This is a genomic window from Caballeronia humi (genome assembly GCF_001544475.1).
Taxonomy (GTDB): domain Bacteria; phylum Pseudomonadota; class Gammaproteobacteria; order Burkholderiales; family Burkholderiaceae; genus Caballeronia; species Caballeronia humi.
In genome coordinates, this window is the sequence record NZ_FCNW02000010.1 from 1 (window position 1) to 24,181 (window position 24,181).

The 24,181-nt window shown below is 64.5% G+C and carries 22 protein-coding genes; 11 read left to right on the top strand and 11 right to left on the bottom strand.

The window, feature by feature from the left end; genetic code table 11:
* Positions 1-401 precede the first annotated feature (401 nt).
* From AWB65_RS12280 to iolB, 6 genes are read left to right on the top strand one after another with little or no spacing between them, the layout of a single operon-like run.
* On the top strand, positions 402-1,565 hold the full coding sequence (locus tag AWB65_RS12280; protein WP_087667437.1) for an ABC transporter permease: 1,164 nt from the start codon (positions 402-404) through the stop codon (positions 1,563-1,565).
* A gap of 13 nt (positions 1,566-1,578) precedes the next feature.
* The gene (locus AWB65_RS12285; protein WP_087655608.1) at positions 1,579-2,367 is read left to right on the top strand and encodes an ATP-binding cassette domain-containing protein; all 789 of its coding nucleotides are present in this window, start codon (positions 1,579-1,581) and stop codon (positions 2,365-2,367) included.
* 10 nt (positions 2,368-2,377) lie between these two features.
* Positions 2,378-4,357, top strand: a complete 1,980-nt coding sequence (locus tag AWB65_RS12290; protein ID WP_087667438.1) for a bifunctional 5-dehydro-2-deoxygluconokinase/5-dehydro-2-deoxyphosphogluconate aldolase — start codon at positions 2,378-2,380, stop codon at positions 4,355-4,357.
* A complete protein-coding gene (gene iolD, locus AWB65_RS12295; RefSeq protein ID WP_087667439.1) occupies positions 4,354-6,255 on the top strand; it encodes a 3D-(3,5/4)-trihydroxycyclohexane-1,2-dione acylhydrolase (decyclizing) in 1,902 nt (633 codons plus the stop codon). Before AWB65_RS12290 ends, iolD begins: the two co-directional genes overlap by 4 nt.
* A gap of 11 nt (positions 6,256-6,266) precedes the next feature.
* Complete coding sequence (gene iolE, locus AWB65_RS12300) at positions 6,267-7,172, top strand: myo-inosose-2 dehydratase (protein WP_087667440.1); 906 nt, start codon at positions 6,267-6,269, stop codon at positions 7,170-7,172.
* Entirely contained in the window at positions 7,169-7,975 is an 807-nt protein-coding gene (gene iolB / locus AWB65_RS12305) for a 5-deoxy-glucuronate isomerase (RefSeq protein ID WP_087667441.1), read from the top strand. Before iolE ends, iolB begins: the two co-directional genes overlap by 4 nt.
* On the opposite strand, the gene AWB65_RS12310 is transcribed toward iolB, so the two are convergent.
* From AWB65_RS12310 to AWB65_RS12340, 7 genes are read right to left on the bottom strand one after another with little or no spacing between them, the layout of a single operon-like run.
* Positions 7,972-8,676, bottom strand: coding sequence for an ABC transporter ATP-binding protein (locus AWB65_RS12310; RefSeq protein WP_087667442.1), 705 nt, complete (start codon positions 8,674-8,676; stop codon positions 7,972-7,974). The genes iolB and AWB65_RS12310 overlap by 4 nt on opposite strands.
* Complete coding sequence (locus tag AWB65_RS12315) at positions 8,673-9,410, bottom strand: ABC transporter ATP-binding protein (RefSeq protein WP_087667443.1); 738 nt, start codon at positions 9,408-9,410, stop codon at positions 8,673-8,675. The genes AWB65_RS12310 and AWB65_RS12315 overlap by 4 nt, the downstream gene beginning before the upstream one ends.
* Positions 9,407-10,525 carry a branched-chain amino acid ABC transporter permease gene (locus AWB65_RS12320; protein ID WP_087667572.1) on the bottom strand — a complete coding sequence of 373 codons (1,119 nt, stop codon included), beginning with the start codon at positions 10,523-10,525 and terminating at the stop codon, positions 9,407-9,409. Before AWB65_RS12320 ends, AWB65_RS12315 begins: the two co-directional genes overlap by 4 nt.
* Positions 10,518-11,468: a branched-chain amino acid ABC transporter permease gene (locus AWB65_RS12325; RefSeq protein WP_327357910.1), complete on the bottom strand. Its 951-nt coding sequence runs from the start codon at positions 11,466-11,468 to the stop codon at positions 10,518-10,520. The genes AWB65_RS12320 and AWB65_RS12325 overlap by 8 nt, the downstream gene beginning before the upstream one ends.
* A 2-nt stretch (positions 11,469-11,470) precedes the next feature.
* Positions 11,471-11,908 (bottom strand): acyl-CoA thioesterase, encoded by a 438-nt coding sequence (locus AWB65_RS12330; RefSeq protein ID WP_087667444.1) that lies wholly within the window; start codon positions 11,906-11,908, stop codon positions 11,471-11,473.
* 4 nt (positions 11,909-11,912) lie between these two features.
* Positions 11,913-12,944, bottom strand: coding sequence for a threonine aldolase family protein (locus tag AWB65_RS12335; RefSeq protein WP_087667445.1), 1,032 nt, complete (start codon positions 12,942-12,944; stop codon positions 11,913-11,915).
* A gap of 56 nt (positions 12,945-13,000) precedes the next feature.
* A complete protein-coding gene (locus tag AWB65_RS12340; RefSeq protein ID WP_087667446.1) occupies positions 13,001-13,918 on the bottom strand; it encodes a LysR substrate-binding domain-containing protein in 918 nt (305 codons plus the stop codon).
* Positions 13,919-14,017: 99 nt separating this feature from the next.
* On the opposite strand from AWB65_RS12340, the gene AWB65_RS12345 reads away from it, so the two are divergent.
* Positions 14,018-15,217 carry a YbfB/YjiJ family MFS transporter gene (locus AWB65_RS12345; RefSeq protein WP_087667447.1) on the top strand — a complete coding sequence of 400 codons (1,200 nt, stop codon included), beginning with the start codon at positions 14,018-14,020 and terminating at the stop codon, positions 15,215-15,217.
* Between the two features lie 4 nt (positions 15,218-15,221).
* On the opposite strand, the gene AWB65_RS12350 is transcribed toward AWB65_RS12345, so the two are convergent.
* Both AWB65_RS12350 and alaS read right to left on the bottom strand, forming a co-directional pair.
* A complete protein-coding gene (locus tag AWB65_RS12350) occupies positions 15,222-15,416 on the bottom strand; it encodes a hypothetical protein (protein ID WP_374729744.1) in 195 nt (64 codons plus the stop codon).
* 184 nt (positions 15,417-15,600) lie between these two features.
* Positions 15,601-18,225 carry an alanine--tRNA ligase gene (gene alaS / locus AWB65_RS12355; RefSeq protein WP_087667448.1) on the bottom strand — a complete coding sequence of 875 codons (2,625 nt, stop codon included), beginning with the start codon at positions 18,223-18,225 and terminating at the stop codon, positions 15,601-15,603.
* Between the two features lie 367 nt (positions 18,226-18,592).
* On the opposite strand from alaS, the gene AWB65_RS12360 reads away from it, so the two are divergent.
* Together AWB65_RS12360 and AWB65_RS12365 are read left to right on the top strand one after the other, a co-directional pair.
* A complete protein-coding gene (locus AWB65_RS12360; protein ID WP_087667449.1) occupies positions 18,593-18,985 on the top strand; it encodes a DUF6515 family protein in 393 nt (130 codons plus the stop codon).
* Positions 18,986-19,092: 107 nt separating this feature from the next.
* The gene (locus tag AWB65_RS12365; RefSeq protein ID WP_087667450.1) at positions 19,093-20,313 is read left to right on the top strand and encodes a CaiB/BaiF CoA transferase family protein; all 1,221 of its coding nucleotides are present in this window, start codon (positions 19,093-19,095) and stop codon (positions 20,311-20,313) included.
* A gap of 27 nt (positions 20,314-20,340) precedes the next feature.
* Here AWB65_RS12365 and AWB65_RS12370 read toward each other — a convergent pair whose 3' ends face one another.
* On the bottom strand, positions 20,341-20,553 hold the full coding sequence (locus AWB65_RS12370; protein WP_062633439.1) for a hypothetical protein: 213 nt from the start codon (positions 20,551-20,553) through the stop codon (positions 20,341-20,343).
* Positions 20,554-20,917: 364 nt separating this feature from the next.
* On the opposite strand from AWB65_RS12370, the gene AWB65_RS12375 reads away from it, so the two are divergent.
* Positions 20,918-22,627, top strand: a complete 1,710-nt coding sequence (locus tag AWB65_RS12375; RefSeq protein ID WP_087667451.1) for a glutamine--tRNA ligase/YqeY domain fusion protein — start codon at positions 20,918-20,920, stop codon at positions 22,625-22,627.
* A 116-nt stretch (positions 22,628-22,743) separates the two neighbouring features.
* Complete coding sequence (locus tag AWB65_RS12380; RefSeq protein WP_087667452.1) at positions 22,744-23,700, top strand: transporter substrate-binding domain-containing protein; 957 nt, start codon at positions 22,744-22,746, stop codon at positions 23,698-23,700.
* On the opposite strand, the gene AWB65_RS12385 is transcribed toward AWB65_RS12380, so the two are convergent.
* Positions 23,697-24,149, bottom strand: coding sequence for an NUDIX hydrolase (locus AWB65_RS12385; RefSeq protein ID WP_087667453.1), 453 nt, complete (start codon positions 24,147-24,149; stop codon positions 23,697-23,699). The genes AWB65_RS12380 and AWB65_RS12385 overlap by 4 nt on opposite strands.
* Between the last annotated feature and the right edge of the window lie 32 nt (positions 24,150-24,181).

Consider the following 24,181-nt stretch of genomic DNA (forward strand, 5'->3'; position numbering starts at 1 on the left):
CAGTGGGTCCGCGAGCCAAGCCCGGTTCCATCGTGAGGGCGACACTTACTCTCCAGCGCCAATCCCAATCAAACGCTTGTGGTGGATTGTTAGTTTTGGCGGTGGGAAGCTGCTTTCTTTGCTTACTTTCTTTGCAGCAGCAAAGAAAGTGAGTCCCGCCCCGGACAGGGGCAGAGCTAATAGACCAAAAAGAAAGCAAGTTCCATAGAAGCACAAGCGCATCAAACGGTTGAAACAAGACAAACGACCACCCCAAGCGCCAGCGTCAAACCTTGTGCAAAGAAGGCGAGTGAGCACGAGCGCATCAACCGGTTCAAACAAACACCGCGTTGCGCACCAGCATCAAACATCAAACGGTGTTGAACACCTGAAACACAAAACCGAGCATTAAAGGAGCGATCATGGGCGTAGCCGGCAAGCACTATCCTCGACACGCAGAGCCACCGGAATCCGCCGACGCGGAAGACAAGGCGAAGCCATCCGACGAACGCGTGCGCCGCGAATCGTGGTTCGGGCATCTGCTGAACCGGCCGGAATTCGCCGCGATCTCGGGGACGGTGCTCGTGTTCGCCGTGTTCGGCTTCGGCGCCGGATCGTCAGGCATGTTCAATCTCGACGGCGTGATGAACTGGTCGCAGGTCGCCGCCTACCTCGGGCTGCTCGCAGTGGGCGCGTGCTTGCTGATGATCGCGGGCGAATTCGACCTGTCGATCGGTTCGATGATCGGCTTCTCCGGGATGATGGTCGCGCTCCCCTCGGTGTACTTCCACTGGCCGATCTGGGTCGCGATCGTCTTTGCGTTCGCCGCATCGATGCTGCTCGGCGCACTGAACGGCTATCTCGTGATGAAGACGCGGCTGCCGTCATTCATCGTCACGCTTGCGTTTCTCTTCATCCTGCGCGGCCTGACGCTCGCGCTCTCCATCATGTTCGCGGACCGCACGATCATCTCCGGCGTCGGCGACCTTGCACAGAACGACTGGATCACGAACGCGCTGTTTCATGGCGTCGCGCTGCACGGCTTCTTTACGTGGCTCGCGCATATGGGGATCGGCTCGCTGCTCGATAACGGTCAGCCGCTCGTGCCGGGCATTCCGAAAGTCATCCTCTGGTGGTTCGCGCTCGCGGCGGTCAGCGCGTTCATCCTCGCGAAGACACGCTACGGCAACTGGATTCTCGCGGTCGGCGGTGACGCGAATGCGGCGAAGAACGTCGGCGTGCCGGTCAAGCGCGTAAAGATTTCTCTCTTCGTCTTGACCGCGTTCTGCTCCTGTCTCTTCGCTGTGCTGCAAGTGTGCGACATCGGTTCGGCGGCGGCGGATCGCGGCTTGCAGAAGGAATTCGAAGCGATCATCGCGGCAGTCATCGGCGGGACGCTGCTGACAGGCGGTTATGGCTCGGTGATCGGTGCGTGCTTCGGCGCGCTGATCTTCGGCGTCGTGCAGATCGGCATCACCTATACGAATGTGAGCTCGGACTGGTTCCGCGTGTTCCTCGGCGTGATGCTGCTGCTCGCCGTGCTCTTCAATCACTACGTGCGCCGTCGCGTATCACAGGCTCAATGAGCGGACAACGATCATGAACGACGACATCATCCTCGCGCTCGAAAACGTCAGCAAGTTTTTCGGCAAGGTCATCGCACTGAACGGCGTCACGCTACGCTTGAAACGCGGCGAAGTGCATTGCCTCCTCGGCGACAACGGCGCGGGCAAATCCACGCTCATCAAAACGCTGGCCGGCGTGCATACGCCCTCCTCCGGCGAATATCTGGTCGACGGCAAGCCGGTGCATTTCGAGTCGCCGAAAGAAGCGCTCGACCTCGGCATCGCGACCGTGTACCAGGATCTCGCGCTCGTGCCGCTGCTCTCGGTCGCACGCAATTTCTTCATGGGACGCGAGCCGCAGAAAAAGCTCTTTGGCCTCTTCAACGTGATGGACCTCGACCTCGCCGCCGATACCTCGCGCGGCAAGCTCGCCGAGATGGGCATCAACGTGCGCGACCCGCATCAGCCGATCGGCACGATGTCCGGCGGCGAAAAGCAATGTCTCGCGATCGCGCGGGCGATCCATTTCGGCGCACGCGTGCTGATCCTCGACGAGCCGACCGCCGCGCTCGGCGTCAAGCAGAGCTTCAACGTGCTGCGGCTGATCCATACGGCGCGTGCCAAGGGCATCTCGGTGATCTTCATCACGCACAACGTGCACCACGCGTATCCGATCGGCGATTCGTTCACGCTGCTCAATCGCGGCAAATCGATGGGTACGTTCACGAAGGACACGATCAGCAAGAACGAAGTGCTCGACATGATGGCGGGCGGTGCCGAAATGCAGAAGATGATCGGCGAGCTCGAAGGCGCGACGATCTGAGGACGACAACATGCCAGTGAAATCCCGTTTTGCCCCGGGCCGCACGCGCGACATCGTGTGCCTGGGCCGCCTCGCCGTCGACCTGTACGCGCAGCAGGTCGGCGCGCGGCTCGAAGACGTGTCGAGCTTCGCGAAGTACCTCGGCGGATCGTCGGCGAACATCGCGTTCGGATGCGCGCGGCTCGGTCTGAAATCGTCGATGCTCGCGCGCGTCGGCAACGATCACATGGGGCGCTTTCTCACCGAGACGCTCGAACGTGAAGGCTGCGACGTGAGCCACGTGCGCATCGATCGCGAGCGGCTGACCGCGCTCGTGCTGCTCGGCATCGAGGATCGCGATACGTTTCCGCTCGTGTTCTATCGCGAGAATTGCGCGGACATGGCCGTCGATGAAGACGATTTCGACGAGGCGTATATCGCTTCGTCGAAAGCGCTGCTGATCACCGGCACGCACTTCTCGACCGAGCAAGTGAACCGCACGAGCCGACGTGCACTCGACTTCGCGCGCCGCAATCAGGTGCGCACGATTCTCGACATCGACTATCGGCCGGTGCTGTGGGGCCTCACGAGCAAGGCCGATGGCGAGACGCGCTTCATCGCGAACGAAGGCGTCACCGCGCATTTGCAGCGCATCCTGCCGCTGATCGATCTCGTGATCGGCACGGAGGAGGAGTTTCGCATCGCGGGCGGCAAGGATCAGTTGATCGACGCGCTCACGATGGTGCGCGCGGTGACGAGCGCGACGCTCGTCGTCAAGCGCGGGCCGCTCGGGTGCTCGATCATCGAAGGCGCGGTGCCCGCATCGATCGACGATGCGCCGATTCATGGCGGCGTCGAAGTGGAAGTGCTCAACGTGCTCGGCGCGGGCGATGCGTTCGCGTCGGGCTTTCTCTCCGGATGGCTGCGCGACGAACCGCTCGAAGCGTGCGCGCGCACGGCGAATGCGAGCGGCGCGCTGGTCGTATCGCGGCACGGCTGCGCGCCTGCGATGCCCACGCCCGCCGAGCTCGACTACTTCCTCGATGCCGCGAGGAAAGACCCGGTCCGCATGCGCCGCCCCGATCTCGATGCGACGCTCGCGCGCCTGCATCGTGTAAGCCCGAATCGCAAGCAATGGGACGAAGTGCTTGGCTTCGCGTTCGATCATCGCAACCAGTTCTTCGATCTCGCGCAGCAGACCGGTGCCGATGAAACACGCATCGCGAAGCTCAAAGGCCTCTTCGTGGAAGCGGTCGCGCAGACGGAAAAGCAGCTTGGGCTCGAAGGCCGTATCGGCGTGTTGATCGACGATCGGTATGGACAGGATGCGTTGAACGCGGCGACTGGACGCGGCTGGTGGATCGGCCGGCCGGTGGAACTGCCGGGTTCGCTGCCACTCGTCTTCGATCACGGCCGCTCGATCGGAACGACGCTGATCGAATGGCCGCGCGAGCATGTGGCGAAGTGCCTCGTTCAATATCATCCCGATCATCCGCACGAATTGCGGCTCGAACAGGAAGCGCAGATCCGCGCGCTCTACGACGCGGTGCAGACGAGCGGACACGAGTTGCTGCTCGAAGTGATCGTGCCGAAGAACGGCCCTGCAGTCGCGGACGATACGGTTTATCGTGCATTGAAGCGGCTCTACAACCTCGGCATCTATCCGGAATGGTGGAAGCTCGAGCCGATGAGCGCGCAGCAATGGCACGCGGTCGATGCGCTGATCGCCGAGCGCGATCCGGCTTGCCGGGGTGTCGTGCTGCTGGGCCTGTCGGCGGCGGTCGATCAGCTTTGCGACGGCTTCAAGGCGGCGGCCGCGTCGAGCACATGTCGCGGCTTTACGGTCGGGCGCACGATCTTTCATGAACCGAGTCATGCGTGGCTGGCGAACCAGATCGACGACGACGAACTCATCGCACGCGTGCGTGGCACGTTCGAAACGCTGATCGATGCCTGGCGCAACGCGCGCGCCGGGGCCGGCGTGGCGGTGAAACAGGAGCAGGCAGCATGAACCAGCGCGCAATGCATACGACACCGGAGCACGCCGTCATGGGTACGGTACGTCTCACCACAGCGCAAGCGCTCGTGCGCTATCTCGCTGCGCAACGCACGGCATCGGGCGAAGCGCTTTTCGGCGGCGTCTTCGCGATCTTCGGCCACGGCAACGTCGCGGGGATCGGCGAGGCCCTGTATCAGCATCGCGAGGCGCTCCCGACCTATCGCGCGCACAACGAGCAGGCGATGGCGCACAGCGCGATCGCCTACGCGAAAGCGAATTTCCGCAGACGCATGATGGCGGTCACGACGTCGATCGGGCCGGGCGCGACGAACCTCGTCACCGCTGCGGCGCTCGCGCATGTGAACCGCTTGCCGGTGCTGCTCCTGCCCGGCGACATCTTCGTCTCGCGCGCGCCCGATCCGGTGTTGCAGCAAGTCGAGGATGCGCACGACGGCGGCGTCTCCGCGAACGATGCGCTGAAACCCGTCTCGCGTTACTTCGACCGCATCGTGCACCCGGCGCAGTTGCTGAGCGCGTTGCCGCGCGCGATTCGCGTGCTGACCGATGCTGCTCTGTGCGGCCCCGTCACGCTCGCACTGCCGCAAGACGTGCAGGCGATGGCCTACGACTACCCCGCTTCGTTCTTCGAGCCGCGCGTCGTGCCGTTTCATGCGCCCGCGCCCGTCGCGCATGAAATCGAGCAGGCGGCCGCTGCGTTGCGCGAGTCGCGTGAACCCGTCATCGTGTCTGGCGGCGGCGTGCTCTATGGCGAAGCGACGAATGCGCTGTGCACGTTTGCGGAACGCCACGGCATCCCGGTAGCCGAGACTCAGGCCGGCAAGAGCGCATTGCCTTGGGATCATCCGTTGAATGTCGGCGGAATCGGCGTGACAGGGTCGTCGTCGGCTAACGAGCTCGCCAATGCAGCCGATTGCGTGCTCGCCGTCGGCACGCGTCTACAGGACTTCACGACGGGTTCGAACACGCTCTTCGCTGAAGCGCGTCTCATCGGCATCAACGCGAACGCGTTCGATGCGCTGAAGCAAAACAGCCTCGCCGTCGAATCCGATGCGGCACTCGCGCTCGATGCGTTGAGCCACGCACTCGGCGACTGGCGTGCCGCGCCGCAATGGACGACGCGCGTGCATCATCTCGCCGACGACTGGCGCACAGCGGTCGCGAGCGTGACGCACATGCCACCGCACGAAGGCCTCTTGCCGCGCGAAGCCGACGTGATCGGCGCGGTGCAGCGCTCGAATGCGCTCTCGGCTCAAAACGACATCGTCGTGTGCGCGGCCGGGACGCTGCCCGCTGATTTGCAGAAGCTCTGGCGCACGAGCACGCCCGGCGGGTATCACGTCGAATACGGCTACTCGTGCATGGGCTACGAGATCGCGGGCGGCCTTGGAGCCAAGCTCGCGAAACCGGATCGCGAGGTGATCGTGATCGTCGGCGACGGCAGCTACCTGATGATGAACAGCGAACTCGCCACCTCGGTGATGCTCGGCGCGAAGCTGATCGTCGTGCTGCTCGACAATCGCGGCTACGGTTGCATTAACCGCTTGCAGCAGGCATGCGGCGGCGCGCCGTTCAACAACCTCATCGACGATTGCAAGCAAGGCCCGCAAGGCGCACCCGCGATCGACTTCGCGATGCATGCGCGCTCGCTCGGCGCGGTGGCGGAACACGTTGCGAACATCGGCGAACTCGAAGCCGCGATGCAGCGCGCACGCGCCGCCGATCGCAGCTACCTGATCAGCATCGATACCGATCCCGCTCGACCCACCGAGGAAGGCGGCTGGTGGTGGGAAGTCGCAGTGCCGGAAGTGTCGGAACGCGAGGCAGTGCGCGACGCGCGCGCGGACTACGAACGCGCGCTCACGGCCCGCTCGACGAGCACGAGCCAATAAGGAAAACTTCAATGACGACTTTCGATGTACGCATCGGCATCAACCCGCTGTCGTGGATGAACGACGACCTGCCGTCGCTCGGCGGCGAAACGCCGCTCGATGTCGCGCTGACGGAGGGACGGCGCATCGGCTACGAAGGCTTCGAACTGGGCAACAAATTTCCCCGCGAGCCGCAGGCGCTGAAGACGCTGCTTGCGCAATACGACCTCGCGCTCGTGTCGGGCTGGTACTCGGGACGGCTCGCGGAACGCAGCGCGGAGGACGAGATCGCCGCCGTCGGGCCGCATCTCGATCTGCTTGCAAAGAATGGCGCGACGGTCATGGTCTATGGCGAAGTCGCGAACTCGATCCAGGGCGCGCCGCAGCCGCTCTATCAGCGTCCGCGCTTCTTCTCCGATGCGCGCTGGCGCGAGTACGCCGAGCGCCTGAACACGTTCGCCGCGTACACGCTCTCGCGAGGCGTGCGTGTGGCGTACCATCATCACATGGGCGCATATGTCGAAACGCCTGCTGACGTCGATCGCCTGATGCGCCTGACGAGCGACTACGTCGGCCTGCTTTTCGATGCGGGTCACATCACGTTCGCGGGCGGCGATCCGCTGACGGTGCTTGACAAGCACATCGCCCGCGTGTGCCACGTGCATTGCAAGGACGTGCGGCCCGAGATCATCCGGCTTGCACGCAACCGCAACTGGAGCTTCCTCGAAGCGGTGATCAACGGCGCGTTCACCGTGCCCGGCGACGGCACGATCGACTTCGCCTCGATCATCGCGCGGCTAAAAAGCCACGGCTATCGTGGCTGGCTCGTCGTGGAAGCCGAACAGGACCCGGTCATCGCGCCGAGCTATGCGTATGCCGAGAAAGGCTATCGCACGCTGCGGGCTTTGGTCGACGCTAACATTGAGGAGGCAGCATGAGTCTGCTAGTCAAGGCATCGCGCGAGGACCAGACGATCGCGCGCGTGACACCGGAATCGGCCGGCTGGAAGCATGTCGGCTTCGCGGCGTATCGTCTGGATGGCGGCGATCTCGTCCATATCTATGAAGCGGAGCGCGAGGTGTGCATCGTCGTGCTGACGGGCACGGTAACGGTCGAAGCAGGCGATCAGCGCTGGGAGTCGATCGGCAAGCGCGACAGCGTGTTCGAGGACACGGCGCCGTATGCGCTCTACCTGCCGCCGAAGCTCGCCGCGATCGTGCGCGCGGATCGCGAGAGCGAGATCGGCGTCGCGAGTGCGCCTGCGACCGGAAAGTATCCGCCGCGTCTCATCGAGCCTTCGCAGATGGCGCGCTCGACGCGCGGCAAAGGCGCGAATACGCGATATGTATGCGATATTCTTCCGCAGACGGAGCCGGCGGAGGGCTTGCTCGTGGTCGAAGTGAGGACACCCGGCGGACATGCTTCGAGCTATCCGCCGCACAAGCACGACAAGGACAACGTGCCCATCGAGAGTTCGCTCGAAGAGACTTACTATCATCGATTGAATCCGCCGCAGGGGTTCGCGTTCCAGCGCGTCTATACGGATGAACGCGATCTCGACGAAACGATGGCCGTCGAAAATCACGACATCGTGATGGTGCCTCGCGGCTATCACCCGGTCGTCGTTCCATATGGCTACGACAACTATTATCTGAACGTGATGGCGGGCAACAAAAGGACGTGGCACTTCAAGAACGATCCGAAGCACGAATGGATCTTCGAGCGCGACAGCAAGGGCTAACCGATCGAGAGCCAGTCGTTCATGATGCGCGCGTCGTTGGCGAGCGCGTCGAAGCTGCCGTCGAAGACGATCGCGCCGTGGCCCATCACCGCGACGCGATTCGCCAACGCACGCGCGATCGTCATGCGCTGTTCGATCAGCAGCATCGCGACGCCGCGTTGCTTCAATGTCGCGAGGCATTCGGTAAGTTGCGTGACCACTTGCGGGGCGAGTCCTTCGGCGGGTTCATCGATGATCACGAGTCGCGGATCGCCGACGAGCGTTCTCGCCAAGGCGAGCATCTGCTGTTCGCCGCCGGACAGCGCGCCCGCGCTCACCGATGCCCGTTCACTCAGCACGGGAAAGAGGCTCATGGCGTCGTCGAGCGTGAAGCGCACCGTGCGTGAACGCTCGCCGAGCATGAGGTTTTCGCGGACGGTCAGCGTCGGAAAGATGTCGCGTTGTTCGGGCACGTAGCCGACGCCCAGACGCGCGATGCGGAACGGCCGCATGCCCACGATCGCGCGGCCCAAAAACCGCATGCTTCCCTCCGCGCGCACGAGTCCCATGATCGCCTTGGCGAGCGTCGAGCGGCCCGAGCCGTTGCGTCCGCTCAACGCGAGCACTTCGCCATCAGCGATCGATAGCGTTACTCCGTGCAGCACGTGACTCGCACCGTACCACGCATGCAAGCCCTCGATGTCGAGCAGCGGCAAGCTCATTGCGGCACCTTCCCATCGCCGAGATACGCTTCGCGCACGCGTGCGTCCGCGCGAATCTGCGCGGGCGTCCCGGTCGCGATCACGCGGCCGCGCACGAGCACGGAGATGCGGTCGGCAAGCGCGAAGACCGCTTCCATGTCGTGCTCGACGATCAGCAACGTGCGGCCTTCGGTCGTTGCGCGGATCAGGTCTAGTGCGCGCGCAGCTTCCGCGCGATTCATGCCGGCGGTCGGTTCGTCGAGGAGCAAGGTCGATGCGTCCGTCGCGAGCGCGATGCCAAGATCGAGCGCGCGTTGTTCCGCGTAGCTGAGGCTCGCGGCAAGTTCATTGGCGCGCTTGTTGAGGCCAATCGCATCGAGGATCGTGTGCGCGCGCTGGTCAATCACGCGCGGACGCAGCCATCGATCAATAAAACGCGATGACGCCGCGCAGCGCAGATTATCGAAGACGGAGAGACCCGCGAACACGCGTGTCGTCTGGAAACTGCGCGCGAGTCCGCAGCGCGCGATGCGGTATGGAGGCTTCCGCGAGATGTCGATGCCGTTCAGGACGACGCGTCCCTCACTCGCTCGCGTGCGGCCGGAGACGAGATCGAAGAGCGTCGATTTGCCCGCGCCGTTCGGGCCGATCAACGCGTGACGCTCGCCCTGTTCAATCGACAGATCGACGCGGCGCAAAATCTCCGTTGCGCCGAAGCGCTTCGTGATTTGATGAAGTTCGAGCGCGACGGTCATCGTGCAAGCCGCGTCAGGAACGCAGCGACCAGAGCGCTGATCGAAGCAAGGAGCCACGGCATCCACGTTCTACCATTTAGAGCGAAGGCCCCGAGATGCGCGAGACCGTCGCCGCTGGTTGCGAACTGCATCGCGTAGGCGACTTCGCTCGCGATGACGATGGCGAGCACCCACGCCAGCGCTGCGAGAACCGCAAGAGGCGAAGCGCGCCGGCCAATACCATCGGGCGCGGCCACGACGACAAACACGAAGAAAACCCCGAGATACATCATCCAAGCCGGCGACACGCTTGCAACCGCGACGCTGAAGAACGTCAGCACCGCAGCGCCCAACACCGGCCCGAAGAACGACGACGTCCCGCCGATCACCGTCGCGATCAGCACGCTCCCCGAGCGCGCCAAGCCGACGCCTTCCGCCGATGCCAGCTCGACGTTGATCAAACCCAGCACGCCCGCGACGCCCGCGAAGAACGCCGACACGACGGACATCGTGAAGCGCACGCGCCGCGGATCAAAGCCGATCGCCGCGACGCGCACGGCGTTGTCGCGCACAGCATTCGCGAGGCGAACCGTCGGCGTGCGGGAGAACAGGAACATCGCGATGCACGCGATCACGCACCACGCCGCGATCAGCGCGTACGCTTCGCGCGCGGGGCCGAACGTCCACGCGAAAACGCGCACACCGCTCGCGCGATCGATCGGAACACCGCCCTCCCCGCCGAACCAGCCCGGCACGAGCCACACGCTCGCCGCGACCAGTTCGCCGATGCCGAGCGTGATCATCGCGTAGGTGGTGCCCGCGCGGCGCGTCGAGACGAAGCCGAACAGCACGCCCGCGAGCGCACCCGCCGCGCCGCCTGCAAGCGGCAAAAGCGGCAGCGGCACGTCGTATCGATTGAATGCGTGCGCCGCGGCGAACGCGCCGAGGCCCGCATACGCGGCGTGGCCCAACGAGAGCAGTCCCGTCTCGCCGAGCAGGAGGTTGTAGGAGAGCGCGAAGACGATCATCGTCGCGGTTTGCGCAAGGTACGCGAAGAGCCAGCTTTGCGACGAGAAGCACACCGGAACGCCCAGCGCCGCGATCAGCACGAGCCACGGCACGAGCGATCTACGCATCGTCGCCACGCTCGCCGAAGAGTCCGCGCGGCCGCACGCTCAGCATCGCGACGAGCAGCAAATAAGGCAGCACGGGCGCGATCTGTGCCACCGTCAGCGACGCCCACACCTTGGGCACCGAAGCCCCCAACATCGCCGCGATGCTGCCCACCGACGCCGAACTCGCGACCGCAAACGTCTGCACAAAGCCGATCAAGAGCGATGCCACGAGCGCGCCACCGAGCGACCCCAATCCGCCAATCACCACGACGACGAATACGATCGGCCCCATCGCATCGGCCATCGACGGTTCGATCACCGAGAGCGGTGCGCCGATCACACCGGCCAGCGCAGCGAGCGCTGTGCCGACGGCAAACACCATCGTGAAGACGCGCGGCACGTCATGGCCCAGCGTCTCGACGGTCGAAGGATGCGTGAGCGCGGCGCGCACGATGAGCCCTGTCTTCGAGACGCGCAGCACCGCGTACAACGCGACGAGCATCGCGATCGATAACGCCATCATGAACGCGCGATATCGCGGGAACGCTGCGCCATAGAGCGTGAAGAGCGGACCATCGAGCAAGGAAGGAATCGATGCCGCGAGCGGCGCCAATCCCCAGACGAGCTTCACCGCTTCAGCGATCAGATACGCCGCGCCGAACGTCAGCAGCAGTTCGGCGAGCGCGCCGCGCGCATGAACGCGGCGCAAGAGGAAGCGCTCGAACAGCGCGCCCAAGATACCTACGATCAAGGGCGCCGCGATCAATGCGAACCAGAATCCGCCGTGCGCGGCGAGCGCGTAACCCGTGTACGCGCCGAGCATGTAGAAACTCGCGTGCGCAAAGTTAAGCACGCCGAGCATGCTGAAAATCAGCGTCAGCCCCGCCGACAGCATGAACAGCAGCAGCCCCACGCTCACGCCGTTGAGCAGGCTCGGGGCGAACCACTGAACGAACGACTGCACGCTCAGGCGTTCGCCAGCGGTTCGAGCGCGGCGCGCAGCGCGTCGGGCAACGCGACCGGCCGGCGCGTCACGCGATCGACGTACACGTGCACGAAATGCCCGTGCGCCGCCGCTTCGTTCACGCCCTCGCGGAAGATCGCGACTTCGTAGCGCACGCTTGTCGTCCCGAGTCTCGTCACGCGCAGGCCTGCCTCGATGCGCTCGGGAAACGCGATCGACACGAAGTATTTGCAATGCGTATCGACGACCAGGCCGATCGTCGCGCCATGCTCGAAATCGAGCACGCCGGTGCGCATCAGATACTCGTTCACGACCGTATCGAAGTAGCTGTAGTACACGACGTTGTTCACATGGCCGTAGACGTCGTTATCGGACCAGCGCGTCGGGATCGCGAGGAAGTGCGGATAGTCGGCGCGGGTTGTCGGAAGGGGCCTGGTCATCGTTTCAAGCCGCGCAGAGCGTGCGGATTTCGTCGGTGAATTGCTCGACGGTCTCGCGCTTCGTATCCCATGCGCACATCAGCCGGCAGCCGCCCGAGCCGATGAACTGGTAGAACTTCCAGCCCTTGTTGCGCAGCGCGAGCGCCACATGTTGCGGCAGCTCCGCGAACACCGCGTTCGCTTGCGTTTCGAACAGCACCTTCACGCCGGGGAGTCCGGCGAGGCGCTCGGCCATCAGGCGCGCCATCGCGTTCGCGTGGCGCGCGTTGCGCAACCAGACGTCGTTATCGAGCAGACCGAGCCATGGCGCCGAGATGAAGCGCATCTTCGAGGCGAGCTGCCCGGCCTGCTTCAGGCGATACGCGAAATCGGCGGCGAGCGCCTTGTCGAAGAACACGACCGCCTCGCCCACCGGCAAGCCGTTCTTCGTGCCGCCGAAGCACAGCACGTCGACGCCCGCGCGCCACGTGATCTCCGACGGATGCACGTCGAGCGCCGCCACCGCGTTCGCGAAGCGCGCGCCGTCCATATGCACCGTCAGATGCCGCCGTTTGGCGATCGCCGCGATCGCGCGCACTTCCTCGACGGTATACACGGTGCCGACTTCCGTCGATTGCGTGAGCGTGACGACCTTCGGCTTCGGATAGTGGATGTCGGCGCGGCGCGTGACGACCGCTTCGATCGCGTCGGGCGTCAGCTTGCCGTTTGCGCCGGTCGCAGTAAGAAGTTTGGAGCCACCGGAGAAGAATTCCGGGCCGCCGCATTCGTCGGTTTCGACGTGCGCGAGTTCGTGGCAGATGACCGAGTGATACGACTGGCAGAGCGACGCCAGCGCGAGGGAATTCGCCGCCGTGCCGTTAAATACGAAGAAGACTTCGCAGTCGGTCTGGAACAGGTCGCGGATGCGGTCGCAGACTTGCTGCGTCCACGAATCCTCGCCGTAGGACGGCTCGTGGCCGCTGTTGTTGGCGTCGATCAGCGCGGCGAGCGCTTCGGGGCAGATGCCGGCGTAGTTGTCGGAGGCGAAATGTTGCATGCGGCTTTTCTTGGGGTCACGTGGTGGGTCGGTAGTGCGGGCCATTTTAGCCCGTGCTAAATCAACGCGCGGGATGGCTGAGTTTCTTCGGTAGCATCGAGCGCCGCCGCATCCGCGAGCAGCATCTCACGCAGCACGTTGAGCGCCGCCGAGAAGTGCCCGCGCCGCCAGACGAGCAGCGTATCGATGATGCCGATCGACGGCAGCGCATGCACCGCGACGCCCTCGCTCGGCGTGCTGCTGAGCACCGCGCGCGGCGCGACCGCGACGCCCGCGCCCGCCGCCACGCACGCGATGATCGCGTGGTATGAGCCGAGTTCGAGCACGCGCGCCGGCCGCACTCCGTCGCGCTCGTACCATCGTTCCGCATACGCGCGGTACTCGCAGCCGCGCTCGAATGCGACCAGAGTCGACAGCGCGATATCGCGCGCGCTCGCGATCGGCCGATGCCCGCGCGGCGTCAGCATCACGAGTTCCTCGTGAAAGACCGGCACGTAATCGAAGGTATCGGAGGGCGTGGTTTGCGCGCCGGGCGCCTTCGCGACGAGCGCGGCATCGACTTCGAAATTGCGCACGCTCTCGATCAGGTCACGCGTCACGCCGGTCACGAGTTCGAGCGTCACCTCGGGCCAATTCTGGTGATACTGCGCGAGCGCGCGCGGCAGACGGCTCGCGGCGGTGCTTTCCATCGTCCCGAGCCGCAGACGCCCGCGCGGACGGTTTTCCGCGATCGCATGGCGCGCTTCGTCCGCGAGCGCGAGCAGGCGCTCGGCGTAGGGCAAAAGCGTCTCGCCGGCGGGCGTCAGCACGAGTCGGCGACCGTCGCGCGTGAAAAGCTCGGCGCCGAGTTGCTCTTCGAGTTGCTTGATGCGCGTCGTCACGTTCGACTGCACGCGGTTCAGCTTCGCCGCCGCGCGCGTCACGCCGTTTTCACGCACGACCGTGCGAAAAATATGAAGCGCTGCGAGATCCATTTGAATCTCTCCTGGTGATCCATTCAATCTCGATTATTCATTTTTCAGGATGGATCGGTCAAGTTAGCATGGGCTTCAGTTCTTCCTGGTGCGCTAAAAATGTCCGCCTTGCTGCCGCTTCGCCTCTCCGTCCGTCATCCCGCACGCGATGCCGCGCTCGGCTGCGCCGTCGTGCTGGCGGTCGCGCTCGGCGTCGGGCGCTTCGCGTTCACGCCGCTCCTGCCGATGATGCTCGCGAGCGGGGCCATCGATATCCGTCACGGCGGCTGGCTCGCGTCGTTCAACTACGCAGGCTACTTCGTCGGCGCGCTTTCATGCGCGGCCATTTCCGCCGATCCCGCGAAGATGGTGCGCGGCGGCCTCGTCGCGACAGTCGTCCTGACCTTCGCGATGGGCGTCACCGATGCGTTCTGGCTCTGGGCGATCGTGCGGTTCGCCGGAGGCGTGGTGAGCGCGTGGACGTTCGTGTTCGCGTCGCAGTGGGGCTTGCGGCGGCTCGCCGAACTCGGCGCGCACGGCTGGAGCGGCGTGATCTACACGGGGCCGGGTGTGGGGATCGTCGTGACGGGGTTGCTCGGAGGAGCGGCCGGAGCGCTCGGTGCGAACGTGGCGTGGATCGGGTTCGCGGTGTTATCGGCGGTGGCCGGCGCGTTCGTTTGGGGAATTTTCGGGAGGGCCTCCGGCGTTGCGGGGAAGCCTGTGTCTCAAGCCGGTGCGAGCGCTTTCGTACTGGTCACAGCGCATCGAGCACAGGCCGCGTGGCTCGTGTTCCTTTACGCCCTGCCGGGGTTCGGCTACATCATCACGGCAACCTTCCTGCCCGTCATCGCGCGACACGCATTGCCGGGATCGCCCTGGCCCGACCTGTTCTGGCCGATGTTCGGCGCGGCGCTGATCGTGGGTGCGCTGATTGCCGCACGCCTGCCGAACGCTTGGGACAATCGCACGCTTCTCGCCGGCTGCTACGTGCTGCAGGCGGCGGGAATCGCATCGGGGATCGTCTCTCCGACGACGGTCGGCTTCGCCGTCGGCAGCTTGCTGATCGGCTTGCCGTTCACCGCGATCACGCTTTTCGCGATGCGCGAAGCGCGGCGGCTACGCGGCGAGCGCGCCGCCGGGCTGATGGGTTACGCGACGGCGGCCTACGGCCTTGGACAGATCGCGGGGCCGCTCGTCGCCGCGCCGATCGCCGCGCACACCGGATCGTTTTCGATCGCGCTGTGGCTGGCGGTTGCGGCGCTGGCGGGTGGAAGTGTGGGGCTGGTTGGAGTGGCGATGCGGCATCGGCCCCGCCGTTGAGCCCCTACTTCGCCGCCGGCTGGCTCGCGGCGGCATCTTTCTGCGCTTTGTCCTTCTTGCTCGCTTCGTGATGGCCGATGGCGCAGCCGCCCGCTGCGCCGACCGCGCCGTGCTTGCCGGCCACGTGTCCCGCCACGCCACCGACGGCCGCGCCTTCGATACAGCCCTTCGCCTGCACGGCGCCGGTTGCGATCAGCATCGTCGATGCAAGGGCTAGAGAGGCAAGTTTGATGTTCATCGAGGGTCCCTGTTTATTGGTTGAGGTGACTTGGTATCCGCACGGCGCGTACCTGTTGGCGTTTTGCAAGGACATAAAAAAACCTGCTCCGTCGAAACGAAGCAGGTTTTCTCAAGCACGGCGCCCGTAACGGACGCCCGTAGCGTCAAAGCTGCTGCTGCACCCAGCCGGTGACACCCGCCAGCGCCGCCGCCAGATTCGCCGGCTCCGTGCCGCCTGCCTGCGCCATGTCGGGCCGGCCGCCGCCCTTGCCGCCCACCTGCTGCGCGACGAAGTTCACGAGTTCGCCTGCCTTCACCTTCTTCGATGCATCCGCTGTCACGCCCGCGATCAGGCTGACCTTCCCGCCATCGACGGAAGCCAGCACGATCGCCGCGCTCTTCAGCTTGCCCTTCAGCTTGTCGACGGTTTCGCGCAGCGTCTTGACGTCGGCGCCATCGAGTTGCGCGGCGAGCACCTGCACGCCGCTCACATTGACCGCCTGCGACACGAGTTCGTCGCCCTGGCTCGATGCGAGCTTCGACTTCAGCGCGCCGAGCTCTTTCTCCAGCGACTTCACGTGCTCCTGCACCTGCGCGATGCGCTGCGTCAGCTCCGACGGCTGCGCTTTCAGCACGGCTGCCGCCGCGTTGATGCGCGAATCGAGTTCCTGCACGAAGCGCACGGCGTTGTCGCCGGTGATCGCCTCGACGCGGCGAATGCCCGCCGCCACGCCGCCTTCCATCACGATCTTGAAGAAGCCGATATCGCCCGTGCGATGCACGTGCGTGCCGCCACAGAGTTCGCGCGAGAAGCCGAGGTCGAGCACGCGCACGGTGTCGCCGTATTTTTCGCCGAAGAGCGCCATCGCGCCGCCTTTCACGGCTTCGTCGTAAGGCATCACGCGCACGATGCCCGGCGCGTTCGCGAGCACTTCCTCGTTCACGATGGCCTCGACGCGGCGGATCTGGTCGTCGGTCATCGGTGCGTTGTGCGCGAAGTCGAAGCGCGTCTTGTCGGCATCGACGAGCGAGCCTTTCTGCTGCACGTGGCCGCCGAGCACTTCGCGCAGCGCCTTGTGCATCAGGTGCGTCGCGGAGTGGTTGCGCGCGGTGCGGGCGCGGCGGATGGCGTCGATCTCGGCCTTCACGACGTCGCCGACCTTGAGCGTGCCCTGCTCCACCGAGCCGTGATGCCCGACGACATCGGCCTGCACCTTCAGCGTGTCGAGGACGGCGAAGCGCACGCTCGCGTTCGCGAGCACGCCCTGATCGCCCGCCTGACCGCCGGATTCGGCGTAGAACGGCGTGTGATCGAGCACGACGACGGCTTGCTGGCCGGCTTTGGCCTCCTGCACCGACGCACCTTCGACATACACCGCGACGACCCTGGCGTCGTCGAAGATTTCTTTTTCGTAGCCGTGGAATGTGGTCTTCGCGCCCGAGTATTCGAGGCCTGTCGCGATCTTGAACTTGCCGGCCGCGCGGGCCTGATCGCGCTGGCGCGCCATCGCGTCGTCGAAGGCGGGTTCGTCGACGGTGATGCCGCGCTCACGACACACGTCCGCCGTCAGATCGAGCGGGAAGCCGTAGGTGTCGTGCAGCTTGAACGCGAGTTCGCCATCGAGCGTCTTCGAGCCTTTCTTTTCCAGCGCCGCAAGCTCGCCTTCGAGGATCGACATGCCGTGCTCGATCGTCTCGAAAAAGCGCTCCTCTTCCTGGCGGAGAACATCAGTGACGCGCGACTGCGCATCCTTCAATTCGGGATAAGCCGCGCCCATTTCCTCGACGAGGTCCGGCACGAGCTTGTGGAAGAACCCGCCCTTGCGGCCGAGCTTGTAGCCGTGGCGGATCGCGCGGCGCACGATCCGGCGCAGCACGTAGCCGCGGCCTTCGTTGCCGGGAATCACGCCATCGACGATCAGGAAGGAACACGCGCGGATATGGTCGGCGATCACCTTGAGCGAGTTGTTCTCGAGGTCAGCGGTATCGGTTTCGCGGCCCGCTGCCTTGATGAGCGTCTGAAAAAGATCGATCTCGTAATTGCTGTGGACGTGCTGCAGCACCGCCGCGAGCCGCTCCAGCCCCATGCCCGTATCGACGCATTGCTTCGGCAGCGGCGTCATGGTGCCCTGCGCGTCGCGGTTGAACTGCATGAACACGAGATTCCAGATCTCGATGAAGCGGTCGCCGTCTTCCTCCGGCGATCCGGGCGGACCGCCCCAGATTTCCGGACCGTGGTCGTAGAAGACTTCCGAGCACGGGCCGCACGGGCCGGTGTCGGCCATCTGCCAGAAGTTGTCGGAGGCGTAGCGCGCGCCCTTGTTGTCGCCGATGCGGATGATGCGCGCCGCCGGTACGCCGATTTCCTTTTCCCAGATGCCGTAGGCCTCGTCGTCTTCCTGATAGACCGTGACGGTGAGCTTGTCGGCGGGAAGCTGGTAGACCTTCGTCAGCAATTCCCAGCAGTAGTGGATCGCGTCGCGCTTGAAATAGTCGCCGAACGAGAAGTTGCCGAGCATCTCGAAAAACGTGTGATGCCGCGCCGTGTAGCCGACGTTTTCGAGGTCGTTGTGCTTGCCGCCCGCGCGCACGCTGCGCTGCGCGGTGGTGGCGCGCGCGTACGGGCGCGACTCGGCGCCGAGGAACACGTCCTTGAACTGGACCATGCCCGAATTGGTGAAGAGCAGTGTCGGGTCGTTACCGGGCACTAGGCTCGACGAACGGACGATCGTATGGCCCTTCGATTCGAAGAACCTCAGGAATTTCTCGCGGATTTCGGCAGCTTTCATGGCGTACTGGGGCGGTCTGCTGTTTTGTGAGGCGTCGGACTGGCGGCGAGGGCTTGGCTCACGTCGCCTGCTGTGTCGGTTTTGCCGCGCGCCGGGTGAGAACGCGCGGGCAAAGGTGGTCATTGATTATACGGGATCGCTGAACGCCAGACGCGGCGCGGTTCGGGCGGCGCGTGAGGGTCGGCGGCAGTGCGGTCGGCGTCGCGAATTGTGAAACGTTGATGCATGGCATCTCGAAAATTGACCCGTTCAGGCGCGCGTGAGAGATTGCATCGCCCCCAAAAAAGGGACACATGTCGCGGCTGAAAACGCCGCGCTCCACCCGCGCCGCAAGGCATCTCAAGCCAAGAGAACCATCGATTCCAGCATGACAAACCGCCTCCTGATGACGCTCGCCCTGAGCACAGCCACCCTCGCCATCGCAATGAACGCCAGCGCCGAAGTCCGGGGCCACGATCGCGATGCCCGCGTGAACAATGTCCGTGTCGACAACTCGCGCCACAACGTGAACGTGAATCGCAACGTCGATGTCGACGTTCACGGTCGCGACGACTATCACCCGGTCGCGACCGCCGCCGCGGTGACTGCAACCGTCGGTTTGACGGCGGCCGTCGTCGGGTCGATCACGCGCTCGCTGCCTTCGGGCTGCGCGCCGGTCCTGGTCGGCAACGTGGCTTACCAGCAATGCGGCAGTACGTGGTATCAGCCGCAGATCGTCGGATCGCAGACGCAGTACATCGTCGTGACCGCGCCGCGTTAAAGCCTCGGCGGCGGTGCGCGGGGCCCGCCGAATGCCTTACCATGCTCCAAAACGCGGAATCCGGTGCCGAAGCCAGAATCCGCCCTACACGGAGACAGAAAAACCGCATGGGAGCACTCAGCCACATCCGCGTACTGGACCTGACCCGCGTGCTCGCGGGCCCCTGGTGCGCGCAGACCTTCGCCGATTTCGGCGCCGACGTCATCAAGATCGAACGCCCCGAAACCGGCGACGACACCCGTCACTGGGGCCCGCCCTACCTCAAGACGCCTGCGGGCGAAGACACGCACGAAGCCGCCTACTACCTCGCCGCGAACCGCAACAAGCGCTCGGTGACGGTCGATATCGCGACGGCCGACGGCCAGCGCATCGTCCGTGAACTGGCGGCGCAAAGCGATGTCGTGCTGGAGAACTACAAGGTCGGCCAGTTGAAGAAATACGGGCTCGACTACGAGTCGCTGAAAACGGTGAAGCCAGACCTCGTCTACTGCTCGGTGACGGGATTTGGGCAGACCGGCCCGTACGCGACACGCGCGGGCTACGACTTCATCATTCAGGGAATCGGCGGCTTCATGAGCATCACCGGCGAGCGCGACGGCCAGCCGGGCGGCGGGCCGCAAAAAGCGGGCGTCGCGATCGCGGACCTGATGACCGGCATGTACGCGACGATCGGCGTGATGGCGGCCCTCGCGCACCGCGACCGCACGGGCGAAGGGCAGTACGTCGACATGGCGCTCCTCGACGTGCAGGTCGCCATGCTCGCGAACATGAACACGAATTTCCTCGCGAGCGGCCAGCCGCCGGTGCGCTGGGGCAACGCGCATCCGAACATCGTGCCCTATCAGACGTTCCAGACCAGCGACGGCTGGATCATCGTCGCGGTGGGCAACGACGGCCAGTTCCGCAAGTTCGTCGATGCGGGCGGCCGACCGGACCTCGCCGACGATCCGCGCTTCTCGACGAACCCGTCGCGCGTGCGCAACCGCGACACGCTCGTGCCCGTCCTCTCCACGATGGTGCGCGAGCGCGGCAAGCACGAATGGCTGGCGTCGCTGGAAGCGGCGGGCGTGCCGTGCGGACCGATCAACGATCTCGGCGAGGTGTTCGAGGACCCGCAGGTGATCGCGCGCGGGATGCAGGTCGAGTTGCCACATCCGACGGGCGCGAACGTGAAGCTGGTCAAGAGTCCGATCCGCATGAGCGCGACGCCGCCCGAAGCGCGCCTGCATCCGCCGATGCTCGGCGAACACACGGACAGCGTACTGCGCGACCTGCTGGATTACGACGATGCGCGGATCGCGCGGTTACGGGAATCGAAGGTGATATGAGCGTCTGTCCGCTCGCGTTTGCGCTTTTTAACGCGTGCCCGCGCCGATCAGCCCGCCCGCGGCCGCCCCGGCGATCGTGCCGATCGGGCCGCCGGTGAGCACATAGCCGAGCGCGCCGCCCGCGCCCGCGCCGATGGCGGCGTGCGCCTGCTGGCGGCTCATCCCGGAGCACGCGGCAAGACTAGCGATGAGGGCGCCGGCAGCGGCGAGCTTGATGGTCGTGTAGGCGATCTTGTTCATGTCGGTACGTTCCTTGTTTTAATCGATGGCCCCGAAAGGCGAGTGAATCTTACGGGTCGCGCTCGAACACCAACAACTCGATTTACGTCCCGTTACGCCCGAAACAAATCCTGTGAAGAACCGCCAAACCGCTTCGCAAAGCCCGCGCGCCTTGCATCCACCGTCCCGCGCCCCCATTTTCGACGGGTATTCGCAACACACCGGGACATACAGGCAATGTCCGAGTGACAAAAGTCCCGGTGTGGCCATCGCCGGGCGGCGCCTAAGGTAGAATCGACAGATAAATCAGGTCTTTTCGAACGCTTTTTGCACGCTTCCGAACGCTTCGGAACGTCTGGCGCCCTCGTCCGCTCTCTTTTTTCGCATGAACACCGATCGCAACGACGCCCCGGCGGTATCCAATTTCATCCGCAACATCATCGACGAAGACAATCGCAACGGCAAATGGTCGCAGCGGGTGGAGACGCGCTTCCCGCCTGAGCCGAACGGCTATCTGCACATTGGCCACGCGAAGAGCATCTGCGTGAATTTCGGCATCGCGCGCGACTACGGCGGCGTCTGCCATCTGCGTTTCGACGACACCAATCCGGAGAAGGAAAGCGTCGAGTACGTGGAATCGATCATCGACGCCGTGAAATGGCTCGGCTACGACTGGAACAAGAACGGCGAGGAGCACCTTTACTTCGCGAGCGACTATTACGACAAGCTCTACGATTTCGCTGAAACGCTGATCCAGCGCGGCCAGGCGTATGTCGACAGCCAGTCGGCGGAGGAAATCCGCGCGAATCGCGGCTCCGCCACCGAAGCCGGCACGAATTCGCCGTTCCGCGACCGCTCGCCTGAAGAAAACCTCGACCTCTTCCGCCGCATGAAGGCGGGCGAGTTCCAGGAAGGCGAGCACGTGCTGCGCGCGAAGATCGACATGGCGTCGCCGAATTTCAACATGCGCGACCCGGTCATTTATCGCATCCGCTTCGCGCATCACTACCGCACGGGCGACACGTGGTGCATCTACCCGATGTACGACTACACGCACTGCGTGTCGGACGCGCTCGAAAACATCACGCATTCGCTCTGCACGCTCGAATTCGAGGATCACCGCCCGCTCTACGACTGGTTCCTCGCGCAACTCGCGGACGACGGCGTCTTTACGCGCCCGCTGCCGCAGCAAATCGAGTTTTCGCGCCTGAACCTGACCTACGCGATCACCAGCAAGCGCAAGCTGCTGCAACTCGTGCAGGAAAATCACGTCGACGGCTGGGATGATCCGCGCATGCCGACCATCGTCGGCGTGCGCCGGCGCGGCTTCACGCCGGAGAGCATCCGCCTGATGGCGGACCGCATCGGCGTAACGAAGGTCGATTCGTGGATCGACATGAGCGTGCTGGAAGGCTCACTGCGCGACGATCTCGACGCCAAGGCGCCACGCGCGATCGCGGTGCTCGATCCGCTCAAGCTCATCATCGACAATTATCCCGAAGGCACGAGCGAGAATTGCAGCGCGCCGGTGCATCCGCATCATCCGGAGCGCGGCACGCGCACGTTCCCGTTCTCGCGCGAACTGTGGATCGAGCGCGAGGACTTCCAGGAAACGCCGCCGAAGGGGTATTTCCGGCTGTTTCCGGGCAACAAGGTGCGTCTGAAGTACGGCTTCGTCGTCGAATGCACGGGCGCGGACAAGGACGAAAACGGCAACGTGACCGCCGTCCACTGCAACTACTTCCCCGACAGCAAATCCGGCACGGAAGGCGCGAACGGCTACAAGGTGAAGGGCACGATCCACTGGGTCAGCGCCGAGCACGCGTACGCGGCCGAAGTGCGTCTCTACGACCGCCTCTTCAAGGAACCGCAGCCGGGCGCGGGCGGCGCGGAGTTTCTGGACGCGCTCAATCCGGATTCGAAGCGCATCGTGAACGCGTTCCTCGAACCGAGCGCACGCGATGCCGCAGCCGAAGACCGCTTCCAGTTCGAGCGTCACGGCTATTTCGTCGCGGACCGCCTCGATTCGCAGCCGGGCAAGCCGGTGTTCAACCGGATCGTCAGCCTGCGTGACAGTTGGGGCAAACCCGCCTGACGGGTGGCGCGTTTTGCTTGCAAAGCGCCTCGTGCGCTGACTTCCGGGTCCGCGCACGTTTTCACTTTTCATAGAAGCGCCGTAAGCCGCACCCTGCCGCAACGAGCGAGGACACCATGAAATCGCAGCATGCTCCCCCGCTTAGCCGCATTCGCTGGATCGCCGCCGCCTTGCTGTGCGCCGTCACGACCGCTCATTCAGCGGGAGAGATCGCCTCGGCGCAGACCGCCGTCGACCAGTTGCCGCCGTCCGCCACGCTCCGCAAGATCGTCGAGAACGGCGCGATCGTGCTAGGCGTGCGCGAATCGTCGGTGCCTTTTTCGTATCTCGACCGCCAGCAGCAACCGATCGGCTATTCGCACGACATCGCGCTCAAGATCGTCGACGACATCAAGAAGCGCCTGAAGCTCCCCAATCTTGCCGTCAAGACCGTGCTCGTGACTTCGGCGAACCGGATTTCGTTCGTCGTCAACAATCAGGTCGATCTGGAATGCGGCTCGACCGCGCATATCGCCGAGCGCGACCCGCTCGTCGCGTTTTCGAACAGCTTCTTTCAGTACGGCATCCGCATGGCGGTGAAGCGCAAGTCCGGTATCACGGACTATGCCGATCTCGCCAACAAGACCGTCTCGACGACCGCCGGCACATCGGACGAGCGCATGCTGCGAGAAATGTCGCGTGAGAAGAAGCTGAATCTGCGCATCATCAGCGCGCGCGATCACGCAGAGGCATTCCAGGCACTGAAAACCGACCGCGCGGTCGCGTTCGTGATGGACGATCCGCTGCTCTACGGCAAGATCGCGCAGGAAGGCGCTGCGCGGCGCGATTACATCGTGACGGGCGCGCCGCTCGCGTTCGAAACCTATGGCTGCATGATGCGCAAGGGCGACCCGGTGTTCAAGCGCATCGTCGACGACGTGATCGCCAACATGCAGCGCTCGGGCGAAGCCGCGAAGCTCTACGACACCTGGTTCATGCAGCCGATCCCGCCGGACGGCATCAATCTGCAGTTCCCGATGTCGGCGGAGATGAAAGCGCTCTTCGCCAATCCGAACGACCGCACGCTCGATTAATCGAGGGCTGCGTGGAGATCGGCGAGCGAGAGCGTCGTCTGGAAGAGTCGCGCTAGGCTGCGGCTCGCGAATTCGTCGACTTCAGCGGGGCTGACCCAGCGGTAGGCATCCATTTCCGGAATCATCGTACCGTCGCCGCGGCGCGGGAAATAGGATTCGCAGACGCATTTATCGAGCTGCACTTCTTCTTCGGTCACGCGCACGGCGAACAGGTGCAAATCCTTGTCGCGGCGATACAGGAAGCGCCCGAGGTCTTTCAGGCGCGCGGCGGGCAGCACGATGCCCGTCTCCTCGACGAGCTCACGCAACGCCGCTTCGACCGGTTCCTCGCCGGGATCGGCCTGGCCTTTGGGCACGTCCCAGTGCGAGGTTTCGGTCGCGTGGCAGAGCAGCACGTCGCCCTGCGCGTTCAAGATGACGACGCCGCACGAGACGGTACGACCGGTCATCCGCGTTCACTCCGGCTCACGCCGCGCGCCGC

Excerpts from the sequence above, each read along its gene's own strand:
- AWB65_RS12280 (WP_087667437.1), top strand. The coding sequence starts at position 402 with ATGGGCGTAGCCGGCAAGCACTATCCTCGACACGCAGAGCCACCGGAA.
- AWB65_RS12285 (WP_087655608.1), top strand. The coding sequence starts at position 1,579 with ATGAACGACGACATCATCCTCGCGCTCGAAAACGTCAGCAAGTTTTTC.
- AWB65_RS12290 (WP_087667438.1), top strand. The coding sequence starts at position 2,378 with ATGCCAGTGAAATCCCGTTTTGCCCCGGGCCGCACGCGCGACATCGTG.
- iolD (WP_087667439.1), top strand. The coding sequence starts at position 4,354 with ATGAACCAGCGCGCAATGCATACGACACCGGAGCACGCCGTCATGGGT.
- iolE (WP_087667440.1), top strand. The coding sequence starts at position 6,267 with ATGACGACTTTCGATGTACGCATCGGCATCAACCCGCTGTCGTGGATG.
- iolB (WP_087667441.1), top strand. The coding sequence starts at position 7,169 with ATGAGTCTGCTAGTCAAGGCATCGCGCGAGGACCAGACGATCGCGCGC.
- AWB65_RS12310 (WP_087667442.1), bottom strand. The coding sequence starts at position 8,676 with ATGAGCTTGCCGCTGCTCGACATCGAGGGCTTGCATGCGTGGTACGGT.
- AWB65_RS12315 (WP_087667443.1), bottom strand. The coding sequence starts at position 9,410 with ATGACCGTCGCGCTCGAACTTCATCAAATCACGAAGCGCTTCGGCGCA.
- AWB65_RS12320 (WP_087667572.1), bottom strand. The coding sequence starts at position 10,525 with ATGCGTAGATCGCTCGTGCCGTGGCTCGTGCTGATCGCGGCGCTGGGC.
- AWB65_RS12330 (WP_087667444.1), bottom strand. The coding sequence starts at position 11,908 with ATGACCAGGCCCCTTCCGACAACCCGCGCCGACTATCCGCACTTCCTC.
- AWB65_RS12335 (WP_087667445.1), bottom strand. The coding sequence starts at position 12,944 with ATGCAACATTTCGCCTCCGACAACTACGCCGGCATCTGCCCCGAAGCG.
- AWB65_RS12340 (WP_087667446.1), bottom strand. The coding sequence starts at position 13,918 with ATGGATCTCGCAGCGCTTCATATTTTTCGCACGGTCGTGCGTGAAAAC.
- AWB65_RS12345 (WP_087667447.1), top strand. The coding sequence starts at position 14,018 with ATGTCCGCCTTGCTGCCGCTTCGCCTCTCCGTCCGTCATCCCGCACGC.
- AWB65_RS12350 (WP_374729744.1), bottom strand. The coding sequence starts at position 15,416 with ATGCTGATCGCAACCGGCGCCGTGCAGGCGAAGGGCTGTATCGAAGGC.
- alaS (WP_087667448.1), bottom strand. The coding sequence starts at position 18,225 with ATGAAAGCTGCCGAAATCCGCGAGAAATTCCTGAGGTTCTTCGAATCG.
- AWB65_RS12360 (WP_087667449.1), top strand. The coding sequence starts at position 18,593 with ATGACAAACCGCCTCCTGATGACGCTCGCCCTGAGCACAGCCACCCTC.
- AWB65_RS12365 (WP_087667450.1), top strand. The coding sequence starts at position 19,093 with ATGGGAGCACTCAGCCACATCCGCGTACTGGACCTGACCCGCGTGCTC.
- AWB65_RS12370 (WP_062633439.1), bottom strand. The coding sequence starts at position 20,553 with ATGAACAAGATCGCCTACACGACCATCAAGCTCGCCGCTGCCGGCGCC.
- AWB65_RS12375 (WP_087667451.1), top strand. The coding sequence starts at position 20,918 with ATGAACACCGATCGCAACGACGCCCCGGCGGTATCCAATTTCATCCGC.
- AWB65_RS12380 (WP_087667452.1), top strand. The coding sequence starts at position 22,744 with ATGAAATCGCAGCATGCTCCCCCGCTTAGCCGCATTCGCTGGATCGCC.
- AWB65_RS12385 (WP_087667453.1), bottom strand. The coding sequence starts at position 24,149 with ATGACCGGTCGTACCGTCTCGTGCGGCGTCGTCATCTTGAACGCGCAG.